Source organism: Micromonospora okii (genome assembly GCF_020884795.1).
Lineage (GTDB): Bacteria > Actinomycetota > Actinomycetes > Mycobacteriales > Micromonosporaceae > Micromonospora > Micromonospora okii.
Window position 1 is genome coordinate 178,299 of the sequence record NZ_BBZF01000023.1, and the last position, 21,745, is coordinate 200,043.

At 74.4% G+C, this 21,745-nt stretch carries 15 protein-coding genes and 1 riboswitch; of the genes, 10 read left to right on the forward strand and 5 right to left on the reverse strand.

Annotated elements, in window-relative coordinates; translation table 11 throughout:
• Positions 1 to 4: 4 nt before the first annotated feature.
• Positions 5 to 134: riboswitch (cyclic di-AMP (ydaO/yuaA leader) on the reverse strand.
• Between the two features lie 144 nt (positions 135 to 278).
• From LPU43_RS22825 to LPU43_RS22840, 4 genes are all read right to left on the reverse strand, one after another.
• Positions 279 to 1,184, reverse strand: a complete 906-nt coding sequence (locus LPU43_RS22825; RefSeq protein ID WP_229402544.1) for a cation diffusion facilitator family transporter — start codon at positions 1,182 to 1,184, stop codon at positions 279 to 281.
• Between the two features lie 86 nt (positions 1,185 to 1,270).
• Complete coding sequence (locus tag LPU43_RS22830; RefSeq protein ID WP_229402545.1) at positions 1,271 to 3,388, reverse strand: HelD family protein; 2,118 nt, start codon at positions 3,386 to 3,388, stop codon at positions 1,271 to 1,273.
• Positions 3,389 to 3,572: 184 nt separating this feature from the next.
• Positions 3,573 to 4,496: an alpha/beta fold hydrolase gene (locus LPU43_RS22835; RefSeq protein WP_229402546.1), complete on the reverse strand. Its 924-nt coding sequence runs from the start codon at positions 4,494 to 4,496 to the stop codon at positions 3,573 to 3,575.
• Positions 4,497 to 4,854: 358 nt separating this feature from the next.
• The gene (locus tag LPU43_RS22840; RefSeq protein ID WP_229402547.1) at positions 4,855 to 5,184 is read right to left on the reverse strand and encodes a hypothetical protein; all 330 of its coding nucleotides are present in this window, start codon (positions 5,182 to 5,184) and stop codon (positions 4,855 to 4,857) included.
• Between the two features lie 370 nt (positions 5,185 to 5,554).
• Here LPU43_RS22840 and LPU43_RS22845 point away from each other — a divergent pair, with 370 nt between their 5' ends.
• The 4 genes from LPU43_RS22845 (at position 5,555) to LPU43_RS22860 (ending at position 11,405) form a co-directional block, all read left to right on the forward strand.
• Positions 5,555 to 6,046 (forward strand): DUF3145 domain-containing protein, encoded by a 492-nt coding sequence (locus tag LPU43_RS22845; protein ID WP_229402548.1) that lies wholly within the window; start codon positions 5,555 to 5,557, stop codon positions 6,044 to 6,046.
• A 96-nt stretch (positions 6,047 to 6,142) separates the two neighbouring features.
• Positions 6,143 to 7,879, forward strand: a complete 1,737-nt coding sequence (locus LPU43_RS22850) for a glycoside hydrolase family 3 protein (protein WP_229402549.1) — start codon at positions 6,143 to 6,145, stop codon at positions 7,877 to 7,879.
• A 149-nt stretch (positions 7,880 to 8,028) separates the two neighbouring features.
• A complete protein-coding gene (locus LPU43_RS22855; protein WP_229402550.1) occupies positions 8,029 to 8,505 on the forward strand; it encodes a hypothetical protein in 477 nt (158 codons plus the stop codon).
• Between the two features lie 5 nt (positions 8,506 to 8,510).
• Positions 8,511 to 11,405 carry a M56 family metallopeptidase gene (locus LPU43_RS22860; RefSeq protein WP_229402551.1) on the forward strand — a complete coding sequence of 965 codons (2,895 nt, stop codon included), beginning with the start codon at positions 8,511 to 8,513 and terminating at the stop codon, positions 11,403 to 11,405.
• A gap of 60 nt (positions 11,406 to 11,465) precedes the next feature.
• Here LPU43_RS22860 and LPU43_RS22865 read toward each other — a convergent pair whose 3' ends face one another.
• Positions 11,466 to 14,156: a sugar-binding protein gene (locus tag LPU43_RS22865; RefSeq protein WP_229402552.1), complete on the reverse strand. Its 2,691-nt coding sequence runs from the start codon at positions 14,154 to 14,156 to the stop codon at positions 11,466 to 11,468.
• A 414-nt stretch (positions 14,157 to 14,570) separates the two neighbouring features.
• Here LPU43_RS22865 and LPU43_RS22870 point away from each other — a divergent pair, with 414 nt between their 5' ends.
• The 6 genes from LPU43_RS22870 to LPU43_RS22895 all read left to right on the forward strand — a co-directional run bounded on the left by LPU43_RS22870 (position 14,571) and on the right by LPU43_RS22895 (position 21,696).
• Positions 14,571 to 15,734: an ROK family protein gene (locus tag LPU43_RS22870; protein WP_229402553.1), complete on the forward strand. Its 1,164-nt coding sequence runs from the start codon at positions 14,571 to 14,573 to the stop codon at positions 15,732 to 15,734.
• A 41-nt stretch (positions 15,735 to 15,775) separates the two neighbouring features.
• The gene (locus tag LPU43_RS22875) at positions 15,776 to 16,825 is read left to right on the forward strand and encodes an extracellular solute-binding protein (RefSeq protein WP_229402554.1); all 1,050 of its coding nucleotides are present in this window, start codon (positions 15,776 to 15,778) and stop codon (positions 16,823 to 16,825) included.
• A gap of 161 nt (positions 16,826 to 16,986) precedes the next feature.
• Positions 16,987 to 18,060, forward strand: coding sequence for an ABC transporter ATP-binding protein (locus LPU43_RS22880; protein ID WP_229402555.1), 1,074 nt, complete (start codon positions 16,987 to 16,989; stop codon positions 18,058 to 18,060).
• Entirely contained in the window at positions 18,057 to 19,850 is a 1,794-nt protein-coding gene (locus LPU43_RS22885) for an ABC transporter permease (RefSeq protein WP_229402556.1), read from the forward strand. The genes LPU43_RS22880 and LPU43_RS22885 overlap by 4 nt, the downstream gene beginning before the upstream one ends.
• Entirely contained in the window at positions 19,838 to 20,746 is a 909-nt protein-coding gene (locus LPU43_RS22890; protein ID WP_229402557.1) for a creatininase family protein, read from the forward strand. Before LPU43_RS22885 ends, LPU43_RS22890 begins: the two co-directional genes overlap by 13 nt.
• Positions 20,743 to 21,696: an amidohydrolase family protein gene (locus LPU43_RS22895; RefSeq protein WP_229402558.1), complete on the forward strand. Its 954-nt coding sequence runs from the start codon at positions 20,743 to 20,745 to the stop codon at positions 21,694 to 21,696. Before LPU43_RS22890 ends, LPU43_RS22895 begins: the two co-directional genes overlap by 4 nt.
• Positions 21,697 to 21,745 lie beyond the last annotated feature (49 nt).

Consider the following 21,745-nt stretch of genomic DNA (forward strand, 5'->3'; position numbering starts at 1 on the left):
GTGCACATCCTTCCGTCAGCCGCCGACCGGGTTAGCTGACGGGTTCGGGACGGAAGATCCCTACCGCCGAAGCGGATGCACCCCACGAACGTGGTTCCCCGGCTCGCCGTTCGGCGATTAGGCGGCGGCCACCGCAGGCGCCGGAGGGCGCCGCCCGGCGGAGGTCGGGAACGAGCCTACCGGTGCGGGTGTGACCAGCGCTGCCTCCGTGACGCATGGTACTCGGACGAAACCTGTTAATCTCGGCGTACGGGACATTTTTCCGTGAAATTCGCCGGTCACCAGGAGGTCGGGCCGCAGCCGTCGGGCTCGACCTGCAACGTGGCGTGCTCGATGTGGAACTCCTCGTGCAGCGTGGTGCGGGCGGCGGTCAGTACCGCGCCCACCTCGGCCCCGGGCGTCATGGTGAGGTGGGCCGAGGCGACCTCCATCCCGGAGGTCAGCGTCCAGACGTGCAGGTCGTGCACCTCCGCCACCCCGGGCACCGCCGCCAGCCGGTCGTGCACCGCGGTCACCTGGAGGTGCTCCGGGGCGGCCTGGACCAGGATGCGCACCGCCGCCCGCCCCAGCCGCCAGGTGCGGGGCAGGATGAACACGCCGATCGCGACGGCCACCAGCGGGTCCGCCCACCACCAGCCGGTGAACATGATCAGCACGGCGGCGGCGATCACCCCGACGGAGCCGAGCAGGTCGCCCAGCACCTCCAGGTACGCCCCGCGCAGGTTGATGTTCTCCTGCGCGCCGGGGCGCAGGAGCGCGAAGGCGACGAGGTTGGCCAGCAGGCCGAGCACCGCCACCACGAGCATCGGCCCGGTGGTCACCTCGTGCGGCTCGCCGAAGCGGCGGACCGCCTCGACCAGGACGTAGACCGCGACGCCGCTGAGCAGCAGGGCGTTGCCGAGGGCGGCGAGCACCTCCAGCCGGTAGAGGCCGAAGGTGCGCTGCGGATCGGCGGCGGCCCGCCGGCTGGCGGTGATTGCGGCGAGCGCCATGCCGATGCCGAGCACGTCGGTGAACATGTGCCCGGCGTCGGAGAGCAGCGCCAGCGAGCCGGTGCTGAGCGCGGTCACCGCCTCGACCAGCATCAGCGCGGCGAGCAGGCCGAAGGCCGCCCAGAGTCGGCCCCGGTGGCTGTCGGCGCCGAGCGCCTGCGCCCCGTGGTTGTGGTCGTGACCCGCGCCCACGTCAGATCCTCCGTCCTCCGGTCTGGATCGGCTCAATCTATGCTCACATCGCTATGTATGCAAGTAAAAACCGGAGGGCCGCCGGATCAGCCGGTCGGGTCGATCGTGGTGAGGCGCTGGGTGGCCCGGGACAGCGCCACGTACAGCGTCCGCACCCCCGAGCCCGGGTCGGCCCGGATCTCCCCCGGGGCGACCAGCGCCACCCCGTCGTACTCCATGCCCTTGGCCTCCAGGCTGGTCACCACCTGCAGGCGCGGCGCGGCCAGGCCGGCGAGCCAGCCGGCGACCTCCTCGCGGCGCGGCACCGGCGTGATCACCCCGACCGTCCCCTCCACCTCGCCGAGCAGGTCGGTCACCGCAGCGACGGTCGCCGCCTCCAGGCCGGCCGGCGGCACCGCGAGCCGGACCGGCTCCACGCCCGTGGAGCGCACCGCGCGGGGCAGCGCCAGGTCCGGGTGGAGCCGGCGGATCTCCGCCGCCGCCACCGCGAAGATCTCCGCCGAGTTGCGGTAGTTGGTGGTCAGCTCGAAGTGGTGCCGGCGACGCCGGCCGAGCGCCTGGTCCCGGGCCCGGGTCAGCTCCTCCTCGTCGCCCGTCCACGCCGTCTGCGCCGGGTCGCCCACCACCGTCCAGGAGGCCAGCCGGCCGCGCCGGCCGACCATCCGCCACTGCATCGGGGAGACGTCCTGCGCCTCGTCGACCACCACGTGCGCGTACTCGCGGTAGTCCTCCGGGCGGGCCCGCGCCGCCTCCCGGGCCGCCCGCCGCCGGTCGGCCTCGGTGCTCAGCTCGCGCACGCCCCCGGCGAGCTGGAACGGGTCCCGCTTCGCCCGCTTCGGCCGCACCGGCTGGCCCAGCAGCGCGTCCAGCTCGTCCAACAGGGCGACGTCGGCCACCGTCAGCCCCTCGGCGTCCAGCGTCCGGTACGCCTCGACCAGCAGCCCCGTCTCCGCCCGGGACAGCACGCCCCCGGCGTACCGGCGCAGCCGGTCGGGGCGGGCCAGCCAGCCCAGCACGTGCCGGGGGTGCAGCCGGGGCCACCACGCCTTGAGGAACTCGCGGAACTCCGGCCGCTCGGCGATCTCGTCCTCGAACGCGGGCCGCTCCGGCAGCCCCCGGATGCCCAGCCGCCGGGCCTGTGCCCACAGCGCGGCGAAGACCCCGTCGAAGCCCGCCCGGCGCACCTCGTTGCGGCGGGCCCCCCGGGGCAGCGCCCGGTCCCGGATGCCGTCCAGCTCCCGGCGGTCCAGCCGCAGCAGCGCGCCCCGGTAGAGCAGCCGCAGCTCGCCCGGCCCGCCCGGCACCGCGTCCCGGGCCGCCCGCTCCAGCACCCGCCGCATCCGCAGCGACCCCTTCACCGCCGCCACGTCGGGCGGATCGGTGCGGGTGGCGCTCATCCCCGGGAAGAGCGAGCCGAGCGAGTGCAGCGTCGCCGTCTCCTCACCCAGCGACGGCAGCACCGCGGCGATGTACTCCACGAACACCGCCGACGGGCCGACCACCAGGATGCCGCCCCCGGCGTACCGGCTGCGGTCGGAGTAGAGCAGGTACGCCGCCCGGTGCAGGGCCACCGCCGTCTTGCCCGTCCCCGGGCCGCCGGAGACGACCGTCACGCCGGAGCCGGGAGAGCGGATCGCCTCGTCCTGCTCCCGCTGGATGGTCGCCACGATGTCCCGCATCCCCCGACCCGTGGCCCGGGACAGGGTGGCCAGCAGCCCACCGTCGCCCACCACCGCCATGTCCGGCGGGGCCGCGCCCGGGTCCAGCAGGTCGTCCTCGATCCGGGTCACCCGCTCCCGGGCGGAGCCGATGGTGCGCCGCCGCACCACGCCGAGCGGCTGCGCCGGGGTGGCCTGGTAGAAGGCGGCGGCGGCCGGGGCCCGCCAGTCCACCACCAGGGTCTCGGCGTTCTCGCCGCGCACCCCGAGCCGCCCGACGTGCAGCACCTGCCGGTCGCGCAGGTCCAGCCGGCCGAAGACCAGCCCCTCGTGCTCGGCGTCGAGCAGGTGCCGGCGCTGGGCGGCGTGGAAGACCATCGCGTCCCGCTCGACGAGCGCCCCGAAGTTGCCCACCCGGGCCAGCCCGTACCCCTCCTTCTCGGCCTCGGCGGCCGAGCGGCGCAGCACGGCGAGGCGGGCGTACACGCGGTCGAGGTGTCGCTGCTCGACGGCGATCTCCTGCTCCAGGGTGGTGCGGTCGGTCAACGTACGAGCTCCTCGCAGAGGGCGGCCGGGCCGCGCGCCGGGGTGACCGGGTGAGGGTACGGCCAGCGGCCGGCGGCTTCACGGGGCCATGCCGCCCACGCGATCCGCCCCACGCCCGCCGCCGGCCCGGCGCGGCCGTCGGTCAGGTCCGCTCTGCCACACGTCAGGCCCGGCCGACCGCCGGTCAGACCCCGACAGCCGCCGCCCGCGCGCCCTCCAGCACCCGGCCCAGCACGCCGGCCAGGGCGGCGCCCACCTCGGCCGGGCGCTCCATCATCAGCATGTGCCCCGCGCCCGGGCAGACGGTCAGCTCCGTCGCCGGCAGGGCCTGCGCGATCGACTCGGCGCACGGCGGCGGGGTGAGCCGGTCCCGGTCGCCGACCAGCGCCGCCGCCGGAAGGTGGGCCAGGGCGGCGAGGGTGTCCAGCCGGCGCTGCGCCCCGATGGACGCCCGGAAGCCGCCGATCGAGCGCATCGTCGCGTGGGCCACCGCCGAGGTGACCAGCCGGATGTCGGCCGCGTCGCAGCGGTCGCCGAACAGCAGCCAGCGGATGCTCGGGCGCAGGGCGCGCAGCAGGGCCCGGGGCGGACGCCACGCGCCGCAGCGGGCCAGCACCCCGGCGCCGGCGGTCTCCGCGAGCCGGAGCAGCCGGGCGATGCGGGGGGAGAGGCCGTAGACGGTGTGGGCGTGCCCCTCGGCCGTGGTCGAGACGAACACCAGCCCGGCGGTGCGGGCGGTGAAGTGCCCGGGGTGCCGGTGCGCGTACTCCATGATGGTCATGCCGCCCATCGAGTGCCCCACCAGGACCACCGGCCCGACCGGGGCGACCGCGTCCAGCACGGCGGCCAAGTCGTCGCCGAGCTGGGCCAGGGTGGCCGTGGGCAGCGCCATGCAGCTCGACCGGCCGTGACCCCGGGCGTCGTACGTGACCACGCGCACCCGCTCGCCGAAGCGCTCCCGCAGCTCGGCGCGCTGCCGGTGCCAGGTCCGCCCGTCCAGGGTCCAGCCGTGCAGCAGGACCGCGGTGACCTCCGGCTCGGCCGGCCCGGACGCCTCGACGTGCAGGCGCACCCCGTCCGACATCCGTACCTCAGTGTGCTCCCGCATTCGCCGCCTCCCCTCGGGTCACCGGCTACCCGCCATGACACCACGCCAACCCAGGTGCAAGGAAGGGCACCTTGTTAACGCCTGCGGTAGAGAAGGGTTCCCCTCTCACCGGGCCGGCGCGGCGGCCGAGCGCACCGGGCCGAGCGCACCGGGCCGGCGCGGCGGCCGAGCGGCAGGGGAGGGAAGGAGCCCGGCCAGGGGGCAGAGACGGCGAACCGCCCACCGGGTGGCCCGGCGGGCGGTTCGGGTGACGCGATCGGCGGTCTCGACCGCCGGAAGGGGGCGTGCTCGGCCGGCTCCCGAGGGCGGGCCGGCTCGGCCCCGGAGGGGCCTGACTCAGCCGCCGGAAGGGGCTGACTCAGCCGCCGAAGACGCCGGCCTCGGCGAGGCGCTTCTCGGTGGCGTCCCAGCCGTGGTCCGGGTGGGCGGCGGCGAGGTTGTTCAGCTCCGCCCGGATCTTGGCGGCGTGGCCGGCGGCGGCCAGCACCCGGATCTCCTCGACGAACGCCTCGGAGTCGGTGCGCAGGTGCGCGGTCTTGCCGTTGGTCAGGTTCCGCACGTAGGCGTGCTTGCCGCCGTTGAGCGGGATGAGGTACTTGAACTCGCCCAGCACGCTGAGGGCGCCACCCTGGCCAGCCTGGCCGGCCCGGACTGACGCGCGCGCGGTCTTAGAGGTGTTGCTCGCCACGGAGGTACTCCTTGAGACGTACGGGAGGACGGGAACGTCCGGGGGCTGTGACGGGTGACGCCCTGGTGAGGGAACCTCGACCCGCCGAAGTTGTGCGCGGCACAAGCCGCCGAGAGAACTCTACACGACCACGATGCCTGGCTGGTCACCGTGCCTGTCCGAGGGATACAACCTCGGCCGGCGGCCCGACATTCCGCCCCCGGCGGGAGCGGCGGGGAGGCGTACGGCGGCGGGGTCGCCGTTGTCCGGCTCGGCGAATTTCGCGATTCCCTGGCGCACCATCCGTCCCACCCGTCATCATGTGTTCCAACAACCACTCGGGTGGTCGAGGTCGTAGGGGAAGACGCACCTCGCTCTCCGGGAGGTCACCGTGCCAACGCGTGGCGTCGTATATGTCCACTCGACCCCGCTCGCCGTGTGCTCACACGTCGAGTGGGCGATTGCGCGCGTCCTCGTCGCGCCGGTCAACCTGCAGTGGACGGCCCAGCCCGTCGATCCCGGCGCCCGCCGTGCCGAGTGCGGGTGGACCGGCCGCCCGGGGACGGGCGCCGAGCTGGCTGCTGCCCTCCGGCAGTGGCCCATGATCCGTTTCGAGGTGACCGAGGAACCCAGCGCCGGCGTCGACGGCGAGCGCTTCATGCACGTCCCGGGCCGGGGGCTGTTCCGGGCCACCGTCGGCGCGGCCGGCGACATCCAGATCGGCGAGGACCGGCTGCGCGCCATCATGGCCGCCGCCCGCGCCCCCGAGGCGCTGGCGCACGCCCTCGACAAGGCACTCGGCACCGCCTGGGACGCCGAGCTGGAGCCCTACCGGTACGCGGGCGACGGCGCGCCGGTGACCCTGCTCACCCGGGTCGGCTGAACCACGCTGTCCCGGGGAACGACCGTCACACCGACGGGGGACGTGCGGTCTTTCCAGCCGGGGTCAGGTTGCCCCGATAAGCGGTGAACTGGTGGGATGGAGCGCGTGTCGAACTCCCCGCGACGTGTCGGCGTCGCGCTCGCCGCCCTGACCGCCCTGCTCGTCACCGGGTGCTCCGGGGAGCCGGAACGGCCCCGTCCCACCCCGTCGGCCAGCAGCGCCGCGGCGGGCCCCACCGCGTCCGGCGCGCCGGCCCCCGCCGCCGACCCGGCCGCCCGCGCCGCCGCGCTGGTCGGCACCCTGGCCGACGAGGACCTGGTCGGCCAGGTGCTGATGCCGTACGCCTACGGCAGCTCGGCGACGAAGGTCTCGGACGGCTCCGCCGCCGGCAACCGGGCCCTCGCCGGGGTCGCCACCCCGGCGGAGATGGTGGCGAAGTACCGGCTGGGCGGGGTGATCCTGGTCGGCTTCAGCGCCGACGACCCCACCAGCGGCAACCAGGAGACCACCAACGTCGACAACCCCGCTCAGGTCCACGAGCTGACCGCCGGCCTGCGCGAGGCCGCCGGGAAGCTTCCGGCCGGCGCGGCGCCCTTCCTGATCGGCACCGACCAGGAGTACGGCATCGTCACCCGGATCACCGACGGGATCACGCTGCTGCCCAGCCCGCTGGCAGCCGGGGCGGCCGGCGACCCGGCGCTGACCGAGGCCGCCTGGCGGGCCGCCGGGGCCGAGCTGGCGGCGATGGGGATCAACCTGGACTTCGCCCCGGTCGCCGACGTGCTCGCCACCCGCAGCGCGGTGATCGGCTCCCGGTCCTTCGGCGCGGACCCGAAGCGGGCCTCCGCCCAGGTCGCCGGCGCGGTGAAGGGGTTGCAGAGCGCCGGGGTGGCGGCCAGCGTCAAGCACTTCCCGGGGCACGGCCTCAGCGCGACCGACTCGCACAAGGACGTCCCGGTGATCGGGCAGAGCCGCAAGGTGCTCGACAGCACCGCGTTCCCGCCGTTCTCCGCCGGGATCGACGCCGGCGCGCTGGCGGTGATGTCCGCCCACCTCGACGTCACCGCCCTCGACCCGGGCACCCCGGCCACCTTCTCCCGCAAGATCCTCACCGACGTGCTGCGCGGGCAGCTCGGGTTCAAGGGCGTGGTGATCACCGACGGCATGAACATGCCGCCGGCCAAGCGCTGGTCGCCGGGGGAGGCCGCGGTGCGGGCGCTCAAGGCGGGCAACGACCTGATCCTGATGCCCCCGAACGTCACCCAGGCATACGACGGGCTGCTCGCCGCGCTGCGCGACGGGTCGCTGCCCCGCGGCCGGCTCGTCGAGGCGGTCACCCGCGTGCTGACCATGAAGTTCACCCTCGCCGGCACGCCCGCGCCCGCGATGTCCACCCTGAACAGCCCGGAGCACCGGCGGGCCGCCGACGCGCTCGCCGCCGGCGCGGTGACCGTGCTGCGCGGCTCCTGCGCCGCGAAGGCGCGCGGCCCGGTCACCATCACCTCCTCCGGCGGACGGGACCGCACCCGGGCCCTGCTCACCGAGGCGCTCACCGCGGCCGGGGTGCGGGTCGTCCCGAGCGGCGGCACGAAGGTGCACCTCGTCGGGTACGGCGACGGCACGGGCGACCTCAGCGGCGACGCGGCCGTGACCGTCGCCATGGACACCCCGTACCTGCTGTCGAAGGCGTCGTCGCCGACGCTGCTGGCGACCTACTCCTCCAGCCGGGCGTCGATGACCGCCCTGGCGGAAGTGCTCGCCGGCAAGTCCCGGGCCACCGGCCGTTCCCCGGTGCCGGTCTCCGGCCTTCCCGCGACGACCTGCGACAACTGACGCCGGCCCAGAGTGAAAGGAAGGGCACCTTGTTAACGCGTTCTGTTGTGCAAGGGGCCCCTCCTCACACCTTCCCGCCCCCGCCGCCGCAGTGACGGGTTGCGGCGCTGCCCTTTACTGAGGGCGGTGCGGCGACGGAGGGTGGTGGCATGGTCGCGGTGCGGGACGTGGTGCGGGCCGTGGTGACGGAGGCGGCCCCCCGGGAGCTGCCGCTGGTGGACGGGCTGGCGACGTACGACGACGAGACCGTCGTGCGCCTGCTGCGCCGCACCGGGTCCCGGCGCGAGCCGTTGGGCTTTGGCTGGGGTGAGGCCGTCGGGCTCCTCACCCCGGTGGTGTGGCTGGTGCTCGACCAGGTCGCGCAGCGGCTCGCGGGCAAGGCGGTGGACACCACGACCAGCCGGGCCAGGGGGCTGCTGCGCAGGTTCGCGCGCGGCAGGCGCGCGCCGGCCGACATCCCCTCCCTGACCGCCGACGAGCTCGCCGCGCTGCGCGCGGAGGTGCTCGACCTGTTCACCCGCCGGGGGCTGGACGCGCGGGCCGCCGCCGAGCTCACGGACACGGTGGTGCGCAGGCTGGGCCCGCCTGCCGACGAGGGGCCCGGCGGGCCGAACCCGGCGCGGTAGCCGTGGTGGGCGATCTCGGGGAGCGCGTCGCCGCCGACGGGGCGGCGCGGGTCGACGGGCGGACGCCGGGTGCGGGGACGACGGCGCGGGTCGACGAGCGGACGCTGGGCGCGGGCACGACGGTGCGGTTCGCACTCCTGGTCGCGCTCCTGGTCGCCAGCAGCAGCCTGATCCTGCTCTACGTCGCGATCGCCCTGTCGGCCTACGACGGCTTCTCCTGCAACCTGGCGGCCGGAGTCGACCCGGTGACCGACCCGGCGGCGAACGTGATGGCCAGGCGCGCCCTCCAGTGGGAGGCGTACCGGTCGTGCAGCGAGCGCTACGCGCCGCCGCCGTCGGGATGGTGGCTGCTCGGCTGGTGGGCCCTGCTCGCCCTGTGCACGGCCGCGTTGTTCCGGGTGCTGCCCGCCTGGAAGGCCCGCCGCAGCCGGGTGGTGCCGCTGGCCGCCGTCGACCCCGACGGCGAGATCGGTCGTACGCTGGCCGACCTGTGCGCGGTCGCCGGCCTCGCCCGCCCGCCGCGCGCGGTGGTCGACCTCGCCGCGGACTCGGCCGGGGCGGTCGTGTTCGGCCGGACCGGGCGGGCGACGGTGTGCCTGCACATCGGTTTGGTCACCGAGCGGGCCACCGACCCGGCGCGGTTCCGGGCGGTGCTGCTGCACGAGCTGGCCCACATCGCCAACCGGGACGTGACGGTCACCTACCTCACCGTGGCCCTGTGGCGGGTCCACGTCGCCGTGGCCGTCCCGCTCTTCCTGCTGTGGTGCGGGTGGAAGTTCCGCACGGCGTCCGAATCGCAGGTGTGGTCCGCCGAGGCGCCCGTCGTCGCCCGGGGCCTGCTGGTCACCGGCCTGCTCGCGGTGCTGGTCTACCTGGCCCGGTCCGACGTGCTGCGCAGCCGCGAGGTCTACGCCGACCTCGCCGCCGTGCGCTGGGGCGCGGACCCGGCGGCGGGCTGGTCCACCGCCCCGGCCCCGGCCGGTGGGCGCGGGCGGCGGATCCGGCACGCGTTCGCACAACTGTGGCACCCGCACCCCGGGTGGGAGGTGCGGCGCGCGGCCCTGACCGACCCCGCCGTGCTGTTCGGTGTGCGCGCGCTCCCGCTGGTGCTGACCGGCGCGGCCGCCGCGATCACCCACACCCACATCGCGTACGCCATCACCCAGTACAACCTGCTCACCACGTGGACGCAGCACGCGGCGGCGCTGGTCCCCGCCGCGCTGGTCGCGGGCGTGGTCGGGACCGCACTGTGGCGCGCGGCGGTGTACGCGGCGCTCACCGGCCAACCGGCGCCCTCCAGCGTCCGGGCGGGCCTCTGGCTGGGGCTGGGGCTGGCGGGCGGCAGCGCGGTGGCCGGCCAGGGGACGATCAACGAGTGGCTGCCCGCCCGGCCCTGGCTGTTCGCGCTCGTCGTCGCGGCGGCCGTGGCGTTCACCTGGTGGCTGACGCAGTGCGCCCGCCTGTGGGTGGTGGCGTGGCGGGGCCGGTCGCTGCGCGGGGTGGCCCTGCTGAACCTGACGGCCGCGGCCCTCGCGTTGTCGCTGTGGTTCTTCTGGTGGCAGAGCGTCGGGGCCGCCTACGCCGCCGGCTGGTCGTTCGACGTCGCCGGGCTCCGTGACTACCTGATGACCCAGTACACCGGCGGCACGGAACTGGACCATCCGCCGGTGTCGCCGGTCGACCGGGCGTACGTCCTGCTCATGACCGTGGGGCCCACGTCCCCGCCGCTGGCCCTGCTGGCGCTCGCCGGCCTGTGGGCGGTCCCGCTGCTGGCCTGGCTGCCCCGCCCCGGCGTCGGCCCGCCCCGCTGGGTGCGTGACGCCGCGCCGGGCGACGGTCCCGCGCCGGGCCCACCGCCGCCGCGCCTGCGCCGGGTGCTCGTGGCCGGGCTGCTCGGCGGGGTCGCGGGGAGCCTGGCCGCCGTGGCGCACTCGGCCTGGCTGCACGGGCGGGAGCGCCCGTCCGCCACCGCCTTCCTGGTGACCTTCGTGGCCGGCACGATCCTGGCCCTGGTGATCGCGGCGGCCGTGGCCGGCGCCGCCGCCCGGGTAGCCGTGCCCGCGCACCGGCTTCCCGCCGCCCTGATCGCCGGGGCCGTCGCGACGTTCCTCGGGTCCGCGACCGTGGTGGCGCTGCGCGTCCTGGACGGCTGCGTGCCCGCGCTGGCCCTCGACGCCGGCTCCTGCTCGTGGGAGCTGGCCGGGCCGCTGCGGATGTTCCCGTCGGTCATCGTGCCGGCGCTGCCGGTCACGGTGCTCGTCGCGGGCGCGGCGGTCGCCCTGCCGCGTCCGCGCGGCGCGCCGCCGCCCGGCCGCCCCCGGTCGATGGCGTGGGGCCGGTCCTGCGCGCTCCTCCTCGTCACGGCCGGGCTCGCGGTGGCCACGGTGCACGCCGCGCAGCGGATGCCGCACGCCGGGCGACTGCCCGCCGAGGAGGAGACGCAGCGCATCGCCCGACAGGGCGGATACGCGCTGGTCGCCGCGCCGGTGTCGGCCCGGTCGAGGGCGTTGCAGGCGCAGGCGTGGCTCGACGTCGGCGGCGACGATCTCCTGGACCGGTTCTGGCGTGGCCGCCGCGACCTCTTCGCCGCCGTCACCACCGGGGTCCAGGCGGGCCGGAGCATCGACAGGCTGGACGACGTCCGCCCGCTGTGCGCCGAGATCAGCGAGTTCGCGCGCGCCGCCGTGCGCTTCTTCCGGGTCCCCGACCCGGAGACCCACCCGGTGTGGCAGAGGTTCGTGGCGCTCGCTCGGCAGGGGAGCCAGGAATGCCAGCAGGCCCTCGACGCCGACCAGGCCGAGCAGTTCAACACCGCGATGCGCAAGCTCGCGACCGCCCAGGAGACCGGCCACGCCGTCGACGACCGCCTCGACGCTCTGCTCCGCCGGGGTGGCCTCTGACGCAAGGAAGGGCCCCTTCTTAACAGACGTCTGTTGAGAAGGGGCCCTTCCTTGCACGCGTCAGCGCAGGGGGAGGCTGCTGGCCAGGGCCGAGCCGTTCGACTCGAACGCGGCGAGCAGGTCGGTGGGCTTGCCCGAGGTGGCCGGAACCACGACGGTCACCGACTGGTTGGCCTTCAGCTCGACCTTCCGCTCGCCGAGGGCGGCGTTGCCGTCCCAGGCGTACAGGTAGGCCGTGCCGGCCCGGTCGGCGCGCAGGGTCACCCGCACCCCGTCGGCCACCCGGCGCTGGTCGGTCAGGCGCAGCGCCTTCTCCGGCAGCCGGGACACGGCGGCCGGGGCCACCCCGTCGACCGCCGACTGGGCGATCGTCTGCGGGCTGTGCACGCTACGGGCGGCGGTGTCCGGGAACACCGGGGCGCTGGGCTGCTGCGGCGCCGGGGTGTAGCCGGGCAGGGTCGCCAGGCCGTAGCGGTACGGGTCGGCCCGGACGCCGGTGAAGGTGGACCAGCCCAGCCGGGACTGGGAGGTGAGGTCCTGGGTGTCCGAGTCGTAGACCAGGATGTTGAGGCCCATGTGGGCCGGGTCCACCGCGTCGGGCAGCACCGAGAACGGGATGCTCGCCTCGATGGTGTAGCCCGTGTACGGGCTGGTGACCTTGCTGACCACGGTCATCCCCGGCGCGGTGGTGTCGCCCGGGCCCTGCCGGTTGTCGGCGTCGCGCTGCCAGCACGGCGGGTTGCCGTTGGCCGGGTCGTCGGTCACCGGGAAGATGCCGGCCTTGAAGACCGTGGAGGTGTTCGCCGAGTTCCCCTTCGGGTCGACGATGATTTCCACGCTGTCGGTGCGGCGCTGCCGCTTGCAGTCCTGCGGCACCACCTTCGTGCCGAGCACGTCGTCGGTGACCTGCACGAACACCTTCAGCGCGTCCTTGGTCCAGGCGACGCGGCCCTTCGCCGAGGCGTCCTGCGGCGTGGTGGCCTCGCCCTCCCAGATGCGGGAGAGGTCCAGCTCCGGGCCGGGGTACTCGCCGGGGGAGGCCACGCCGTCGACGGCGTTCTGCTGGCCGGCCCGCGGCACCTCGGTCGTCGGCACGATCTCCAGGGCGCCGGTCTCGACGGTGCTGCCGGCGGCGCTGGTGGTGGTGATGGTGATGCCGTAGTCGCCGCCCGTGCCGCCCTCGTTGGCGGTCGGCAGGGTGGCGTCGGTGTTGGTCACGGTGAAGGTGACCGCCCCGGTCGCGCCGGGGGCCAGGTTGGTGTAGCTCTTCGTGGCGGCGTCGGCGGTGAACCCGGCGGGCAGGCCGAGGGCGACGGTGCCGCTCTGGGCGGTCTCGCTGTGGTTGCGCAGGTCGACCCGGACCGACCGGCTCTTGCCGGAGCCGATGGGGAGCACCGGCTTGATCAGCGTGTCGAGCTGCGGGTACGCGCTGTCGCCGGCCCACTGCCGGAACACCCCGACCTCCTCCAGCGGCTCCAGGGTGCCGCGCACGTCGGCGACGACGCGCACGGCCCGGTCGGTGCGGCCGGTCCCCCGGTTGGTGCTCAGGGTCGCGCCGACGAGCTGCTGGCGGTTGGTGGCGGCGTCGGCCGGAACGGTCACGGTGAAGGTCACCGCACGCTCCTTGCCGGCGGGTACGGCGCCCTTCAGCGCGCCGGGGCCGGTGACCTTCCAGCCCTGCGGCAGCCGCAGGTCCACCTTCGGCTGCGCCAGTGCCCGGTCCCGGGGCGCTCGCACATGCGCGGTGACCTCGACGGTCTCGCCGGGGGCGACGTCGAAGCGGTCGGTGGTGAGGTACAGCTCGGTGCCCGCGGGCAGGCCGCCGGCCTGGGCGGGCAGCACGGAACCGCGAAGGATCGCCTCGGGGGAGGTGTCCGCCGGGTCGTACGGGACGCGGCTCTCGACCAGGGTGTAGAAGTCGCAGCGCATCTTGGCCGGGTCGGTGGGGGCGGCGGCGGTGCCCGCCCAGCCCTGGGTGACGTAGTCCCGGCGGGCGTCGACCTCGATCTCGGCCCAGGTCTTGCCGGTCTTGCTCGGGGTGCCCTCCCAGACGCCGAAGACCTGGTCGGTCGGGACGGTGGGGACGAAGCTGGTGGCGCACTGCGGCCCGGTGGCCGAGGTGCCGGTGCCCCCGGTGCGCAGGAACTTCGCCGCCCGGAACGGCTGCAGCCCCTCCTCGCGGATCTGCTCGGGGAAGGCGGCCGGGTCGGCGGCGGCGTGGAACGCCTCGGCGGCGAACCGGGCGGCCTGCTGGTGGTTGCCGTGGTTGCCCGGGGTCGGCGACGGGTTCATCGTCATGATGATCTCGGGCCGGGTCTGCCGGATCACCCGGACGATCTTCGCCAGGGTGTCGTCGTGCCCCCAGATCTGCTCGGACAGCGGGGCGGAGGCGGTGTACCAGAAGTCGACCCGGTCGAGGTTGTAGAGGTTCTCCACCCCGGCCCTGCCGATGGCGGTGCGCTCCTCGCGCTCGCGGATGATGCCGAGCGGCGGGCCCTCCTCGAGGCCGACGGCGTTGCCGCCGCCCTCGCCCCGGGTGATGGTGAGGACGCCGGCCTTGGCGCCGTACCGCTCCTTCCACTGGCCCATCGTGGCGAGGCTGCCGGCCTCGTCGTCGGGGTGGGCGCTGACGAAGAGCACGTCGAGGTCGACGGCGTCGGAGCGGTCGGCGGGCGCGGCGACGGCTGCGGCGGGCACCCCGGACAGGGCCAGGGCGAGCGCCGTGGGTAGCAGGAACGCCTTGATTCGCATGTAGATCCTTTCGGAACCACGGGGCCCGGGCAGCGACGACCGTCGTCGGACGCGGCGCGTCGACGCGGGTGTCGTGTTCGGACGGCGAGAGGTGGGGACGGGGCGATGGGCGCCGATGGGCGTCGCGTCACCGGGGTACGCAGCGGCACGGGGTTCCGTACACACTGGAAGGCCTTCGCCCGGTGACGCTAGGGACCGGCGAGGCGGCCAGTCAATGGTTTGCAAAGTCTTTCTTTCTTTGCGAAAGAAATTAACTCCCGCCGGCGCGCCCCTTGCGGTGCCGGCGGGCCGCCTTGCGCAAGGGTGCCGCAGCGCTGCGGATGGGGGCGTTCTTCCTGGTCAGTTGGGTGTTCCCAGAAATCCGAGACGATTTCGTTACTTGACTCAATAGTTCGTTCGCCGTAGGAAGGAAGTGTGACTGACGTGGTGACGCCACCAACGAGCCCGGTGAGCCGGGAGCGGTCGAAGGAGATCAAGCGGTTGTCCGTGATCTCCACCGCCCGCCAGGTGCGGGTGCTCTCCCGCGCCGAGCTCACCGAGCTCACCGGCCTGAGTCCCGCCACGCTCACCCCGCTCGTGCGCGAGCTGATCGCCGAGGGCTACCTGATCGAACGGGGGCCGGGGGCGTCGCGCGCCGGCCGCCCCCGGGCGATGCTGGAGTTCAACCCGCGCGCCGAGCTGGTCGCCGCCGTCGCGCTGGAGCCCTCCCGGATCAGCTGCGAGATCGCCGACAGCGACGGCACGGTGGTCGCCCACCGCACCGTCCGGCTCGCCGGGGACATCATCGACACCATCTGCCGCTCGGTGCCCGAGCTGGCCGGCGACGGCCTGCCGGCGCTGCGCGGGGTGGCCATCGCCGCCCCCGGCGTCTCCTCCGGCGGCGCGGTCCGGCTGGCCCCCTCGGTCGGCCTGGTCGAGGGCCGGCCGATAGGGGAGGCCCTGCAGCGGTGTCTCGGCGTGCCGGTGGTGATCGACAACGACGTCAACCTGATGGCGGCGGGGGAGCACGCGGTCGGCGCCGGCAGCGACGTCGCCGACCTGCTGCTGCTGCACGTCGCCGACGGCATCGGCGCCGGACTCGTGCTCGACGGCCAGGTGCGCCGGGGCTCGGGCGGCGCCGCCGGCGAGGTCGGCTTCCTGCCGCTCGACCCGGCCGACCGGGGCCACGACGGGGTCGGCCCGTTCGAGGCGCGCTGGTCGGAGAACGCCATCGCCGAGCGGGTCGTGGCCCTGGCCCCCGGGCGGCGGCCCGACGCGCCGGTGACCGCCCTGGTCGAGCTGGCCCGCGCCGACGAGCGGGCCGCCGCGTACCTCGGCGAGGTCCTGGCCGCCTGGTCCCGGCTGATCGTCTCCTGCGTCTGCGTCGCCGACCCGGGCCGGGTCCTGCTCAGCGGGGCCGCCGCGCAGCTCGACGACGCGGCCGTCGCCCGGCTCCAGACCCTGGTCGCCGCCGCCGCGCCGAGCGCCACCGAGGTACGCCGGGCGGTGCTCGGCGACCGGGCCGTGCTGCACGGCGCGGTCAGCTACGCGCTCTCGGCCGCCGCCGCCGGCCTGCCCACCCTGCTGCCCAGCCCCTGACCCCGCAAGTTACCCCACCGCAATCCCCTCGGAGGTTTTCCATGAGACGTCGCCTTCTCCTCGCCGGTGCGCTCGCCACCGTCCTCGCCGCGGGCACCGCCTGCGGCGGTGGCGGCGACGACGACAAGGCCGGCGGCGCGAGCGCCGAGAAGCTGACCATCTACACGGCCCGCGACAAGAAGGTCTCGACCTTCGTGGTGGACGAGTTCACCAAGAAGTACCCGGAGTACAAGGGCAAGGTCGAGATCCTCAACCTGGGCGCGCAGGAGATCCTGGAGCGGGTCCGGGCGGAGAAGGCCAACCCGCAGGCCGACGTCTGGTGGGGCGGCACCCAGCAGGGGCTCTCCGCCGGCGCGTCCGAGGACCTGCTGACCGGCTGGCAGCCGGCCTTCGCCAGCAAGATGGACGCCAAGTACAAGGACGCCGAGGGCCGCTGGTTCGGGGAGATCCTGCTCCCCGAGGTCATCATGTACAACAACAAGGCGCTCACCCCGGAGCAGGCCCCGAAGGACTGGGACGACCTGCTGAAGCCGGAGTGGAAGGACAAGATCGTCATTCGGGACGTCGCGGCGTCCGGCACCATGCGGTCGATCTACGCCGCGATGATCATGCGGCAGTCCCCGGACGGCAGCAACCCCCAGCCCGGGTACGACTGGCTGAAGAAGCTCGACGCCAACACCGGCTCGTACGCGGCCAACCCGGCCGACCTGTACCTGAAGCTCTCCCGGCAGCAGGGCGTGCTCAGCGCCTGGAACCTCCAGGACGTGCTGCTCCAGGCCAACCAGGCGAACATGCCCTTCGGGTACGTGATGCCGGCCTCCGGCGCTCCCGTGCTGGTCGACGGCATCGCCGCGGTCAAGGGCGGCAACACCACCGGCGCGCAGAAGTTCATGGAGTTCCTCTTCGACGACTCGCTGCGCGGCACCCTGGCCAAGGACTACTTCCAGATCCCGGCCGTGGACATCGCCGACAAGCCGGAGTGGCTGGCCCAGCTCAACCTCAAGCCGCTGGACGTCAACTGGGACGTGATCGGCAAGAACGAGACCGAGTGGATCAACCACTGGAACGGCCAGATCAAGAACAAGGGCTGACGCGGCGGACGCCGGGGACGGGTTCTTCCGTCCCCGGCGTCACCGCTCGCCGGCAGGGTCGCGCCCGGCCGGTGTGAGAGGGGCGCCCTTCTCTACCGGAGGCGTCAAGAAGGTGCCCTTCCTTCAGCCGGCCCCCACGTAGCGCAAGAGGAGAGGACATCATGATCGATGTCACGCTGGAGTCGGTGAGCAAGCGCTTCGCGCGCGGCGGCGACACCGCGGCCGTGGACGACGTCGACTTCACCATCGCCGCCGGGGAGTTCTTCACCCTGCTCGGCCCGAGCGGCTGCGGCAAGACCACCACGCTGCGCATGGTGGCCGGGTTCTACTTCCCCACCTCCGGGCGCATCCGGTTCGGCGAGGAGGACGTGACCCGCCGGCCGCCGAACAAGCGCGACACCGGCATGGTGTTCCAGAACTACGCGCTCTTCCCGCACATGAGCGTCGCGCAGAACGTGGCGTACGGGCTGAAGATCCGCAAGGTCGGCCGGGCCGATGCGAAGCGCCGGGTCGAGGAGGCCCTCGGCCAGGTGCACCTCGCCGGGTACGGCGACCGCCGCATCGACGAGCTCTCCGGCGGCCAGCAGCAGCGGGTCGCCCTGGCCCGCGCCCTGGTGATCCGGCCGAAGACCCTGCTGCTGGACGAGCCGCTGTCGAACCTCGACGCGAAGCTGCGCGAGGAGACCCGCACGGAGATCCGCCGCATCCAGAAGGAGGCCGGCACCACCGGCATCTACGTCACCCACGACCAGGCCGAGGCGATGGCCATGTCGGACCGGATCGCGGTCATGCAGTCCGGCCGGGTGCAGCAGATCGGCGCGCCGCAGGACATCTACCACCGCCCGGCCACCAGCTTCGTGGCCCGCTTCATCGGCCGCAGCAACGTGCTCAGCCTGCCGGTGCTCGCCGCGACGGAGGCCGGCGTCACGGTCGGGCTGCCCGGCGGCGGCGAGATCGCCGCGCCCGCCCCGGCCGGCCACGGGCTGCGTCAGGGCGAGACCGCGCTGGTGTCGGTGCGCCCCGAGCACATCGGCCTGACCACGACCACCGACCCGGGCGCGCTGCCCGGTCGGATCGCCGAGGTCGAGTTCACCGGCATGGCCACCAACCTCGTGGTGGACACCGCCGGCGAGCAGGTGCAGGTGGCCGCCGTGGACGTGCCCGCCGGGCTCGCCGTCGGCGACCAGGTCGGGCTGCGGCTCAACCGCGAGCGGATGTGGGTGGTGCGTCCGTGACCACCATCCCCGCCGCCTCCGGCCCGGCGACCGTCGCCCCGGTCACGAAGGAGCCGACGCCGCCGCCGGGCCCGCGCCGCCGGTTGGCCGACCGCTTCGGCGGCGGTGCCGGCTCCCGCTGGTTCCCGTACGTGCTGGTGTTCCCGCTCGCCCTGATCCTCTTCGGGTACGTGGTGCAGCCGATGTTCGCCACCTTCGCCGAGAGCGTCGGCGTGGACGGGGTGGAGAACTACGGCGCCTTCCTCACCGGCGACGGGGTGGCCCGCTCCTCCCTGATCACCTCGGTGGTCATCTCGGCGGCCAGCGTGCTGCTCTGCGGCATCGTCGGCGTGGCGATGGCGTTCCTGCTCAAGCGCTTCTCGTTCCCGGGCCGGAAGCTGATCGAGGCGATCATCCTGGTGCCGGCGGCCCTGCCGCCGCTGATCGGGGCGATCTCGTTCCAGCTCCTCTACAGCGAGACCGGCATCCTGCCGCGCGGCCTCCAGCAGCTCTTCGGCGCGGAGAACCCGGTGCTGCCGTTCAGCGGCATCGCCGGCGTGCTGGTGGTGCACACGTTCACCATGTACCCGTTCTTCTACCTCTCCGCCTCCGCCGCGCTGAGCGGGATGGACCCCTCGGTGGAGGAGGCGGCGTACAACCTGGGCGCCTCCCGGGTGCGGGTGTGGCGCACGGTGCTGCTGCCGATGCTCACCCCGGCCCTGGTCTCGGCGTCGCTGCTGGTCTTCATGACGTCGCTGGCGTCGTACACCGCCCCGCTGCTGTTCGGGGTGGACCGGACGATGACCATGCAGATCTACATCAACCGCACCAACGGCGACCTGCCGATGGCCTCCACGTACGCCTCGGTGCTCGGCGTGGTGTCGGTGCTGTTCCTGCTCTGGATGCGCTGGTACGAGGGGCGGCGCAGCTACCGCTCCCAGTCCAAGGGCGTCGCGGCGCACCGGCGGGAGATCACGAACCCGTTCGGCAAGTGGTTCGCCCTGGCCGCGTCGCTGCTGGCCACGGCCGTGCTGCTGGCCCCGGTGGCGACCATCGCCCTGGTGGCGTTCTCGAAGGACGGCTCGTGGACGACCGAGGTGGTGCCGTCGGCGTACACGACGGAGAACTTCGTCACGATCTTCTCCGAGCCGAGGGCGTTCCAGCCGATCGTCAACTCGCTGCAGATGAGCTTCATCGCGACCGTCGCCTGCGTCGTGGTCGGCGTGCTCGTCGCGTACGCGGTGCGCCGGCTGAACTTCCGCGGCCGGGGGCTGCTGGACGTGGCGGTCATGCTGGCCTGGGCGCTGCCCGGAACGGTGGTGGCGATCAACCTGATCTCGGCGTTCAGCACCGGCAACGCGTTCAGCTTCGGCCAGGTCCTCATCGGCACCTTCTGGATCATGCCGCTGGCGTACTTCGTGCGGTTCCTGCCGCTGGTGTTCCGCTCCAGCTCGGCCACCCTCGCGCAGATCGACCCGTCGCTGGAGGAGGCCGCGCGCAACCTCGGGGCGTCCTGGTGGCGGGCGTTCGGCACGGTCACGCTGCGGCTGATGCTGCCGGGCGTGCTGGCCGGCGCGCTGCTCGCCTTCGTCAACGGGGTCGGCGAGTTCGTCGCCTCGGTGCTCATCTACACCTCGGAGACCGCGCCGATCTCCGTGGAGATCAACAACCGGATGTACTCGTTCGAGGTCGGCACCGCCGCCGCGTACGGGATGCTCCAGGTCGTCCTGATCTTCGTGGTGATGGTGGTCTCCGGCCGGCTGGAGGGCGGCCGGCGGTCGAGCCGGGAGGCGGCGAAGTGGACGGCGTGACGCGCGACGACCACATCGCCACCTGGCTGGCCGGCGGCGGGCTGCTCCCCGCCGCCCGGGTCCCCGGCGGGGAGCTGGCGGCGGTCGCCGACGCGGCGGACTTCGCGGTGCTGCCGGTCGGCGCGGTCGAGTGGCACGGCCCGCACCTGCCGCTGGGCACCGACCTGATCCTCGCCGAGGGCTTCGCCGGCGAGAGCGCCGTCGCCGCGGGCGGCACCGGAAGCGGCCCGGCCTCGTCCGGTGGCGGGACCCCGGACGAGGCCGCGGCCCCGGGCCCGCGCGGGGTGGTCTTCCCCGCCGTGCCGTACGCCGCCTGCCCCGGGCAGACCCGGCCGTGGCCCGGCACCGTGGCGATCCGGCCGGAGATCGCCGTCGGCTACCTCGCCGACGTCATCGAGGGGATCGTGGCGGCCGGTTTCCCCCGGCTGCTGGTCGTCAACGGCCACGACGCCAACATGTCCACCGTCCGCGCCGCGATGGAGTGGGTCTCCGGGCGGCGGACGGCCAGCCTGCTGCTGGTCAACTGGTTCCAGCTCGTCACCCCCGACGAGACCGCCGAGCTGTACGGGCCGCTGGTCTCCCGCGGCCACGGCGGGGCGTACGAGACGTCCGGGGTGCTCGGGTTCGACCCGGGCGCGGTGCGGCTCGACGCGGTCGACGACCTGCCGCCGAAGCCGAAGCTGCCGGTGCGCCACCCGTACGTGCTGGTGGAGTCCCGGCCCGACCCGTGGCAGGGCTGGTCCGGGCACGTCTCGCTGGCCGACGAGCCCGCCGGCCGGCGCGTGCGCGAGCTGGCCGGGGCGCGGCTGCGCGAGATCGTCGCCGCCTGGGTGGCCGCCGCGCCGCCCGCCCCGCCCACCGCCGACCCGCTGCCCGTCTCCGAGGAGGAATCGTGACCGTCGACCGGGGACTGGACGTCGTCGACTTCCACCTGCACTTCCGCATCGGCGCGGATGAGACGATCCGGGCCTGCGAGGACGCCGCCGGGATGCACCCCGGCGGGGAGCACGAGCGGGCCGTGCGCGCCGCCGCCTCCGCCCCGTACGCCAAGGGCTGGCGGCAGGCGTGGGGCTTCGGTGACCCCGAGCCCCCCGCCGAGCGCTGGCAGGACGAGGCGGACCGCTGGGCCGAGGAGCTGCGCCGGGTGAACGTGCGCCGGGCCGTCTTCGTCACCGGCGGCGGCAACGACACCGTCGCCGACGTGGTGGACCGGCACCCGGACCTGCTGCTCGGCTTCGCCCACCACGACCCGTACGGCCCGGACGCGGCCGGCGAGCTGGAGCGCGCGGTCACCGAGCGCGGCCTGCGCGGGCTGAAGCTCTTCGCCCCGCTGCTGCGCGGCCCCCTCGACCACGCCGACCTGGACCCGCTCTGGGGCACCGCCCAGCGCCTCGGCGTGCCGGTGCTCATCCACATCGGGCACTACGGCAGCGCCGGCGGCCTCTCCCACGGCCGCCACGGCGGCCCGGACGAGCTGGCCCGGATGGCGCGGCGCTTCCCCGAGCTGGCCGTGGTGGTGCCGCACTTCGGCGTCCAGCACGTGCAGGACCTCCTCTTCGCCGCCTGGGGCTGCCCGAACATCCACGTCGACACGTCCGGCTCGAACCAGTGGGTGCGCTGGATGCCGTACAAGCTCACGCTGGAGGAGCTGTTCCGGCGCTGCTACGAGACGATCGGCCCGCACCGCATCGTCTACGGCAGCGACTCGTCGTGGTTCCCGCGCGGCTACGTCACCCGCTACCTCGACGACCAGCTTCGGATCTGCCGGGAGCTGGGCCTGCCCGACGACCACCTGGCCGCGATCTTCGCCGGAAACGCCGAGCGCCTGCTCGGCGCGCACGACTAGACCGGCTGACGCCCGGGCGCGGCGAGCGTCGTCGCGTCCGGCACGGAAG

Bases quoted from the DNA above. Each gene is read 5' to 3' on its own strand.
- LPU43_RS22835 (WP_229402546.1), bottom strand. From the start codon at position 4,496: ATGCGGGAGCACACTGAGGTACGGATGTCGGACGGGGTGCGCCTGCAC.
- LPU43_RS22850 (WP_229402549.1), top strand. From the start codon at position 6,143: ATGGAGCGCGTGTCGAACTCCCCGCGACGTGTCGGCGTCGCGCTCGCC.
- LPU43_RS22855 (WP_229402550.1), top strand. From the start codon at position 8,029: ATGGTCGCGGTGCGGGACGTGGTGCGGGCCGTGGTGACGGAGGCGGCC.
- LPU43_RS22865 (WP_229402552.1), bottom strand. From the start codon at position 14,156: ATGCGAATCAAGGCGTTCCTGCTACCCACGGCGCTCGCCCTGGCCCTG.
- LPU43_RS22875 (WP_229402554.1), top strand. From the start codon at position 15,776: ATGAGACGTCGCCTTCTCCTCGCCGGTGCGCTCGCCACCGTCCTCGCC.
- LPU43_RS22880 (WP_229402555.1), top strand. From the start codon at position 16,987: ATGATCGATGTCACGCTGGAGTCGGTGAGCAAGCGCTTCGCGCGCGGC.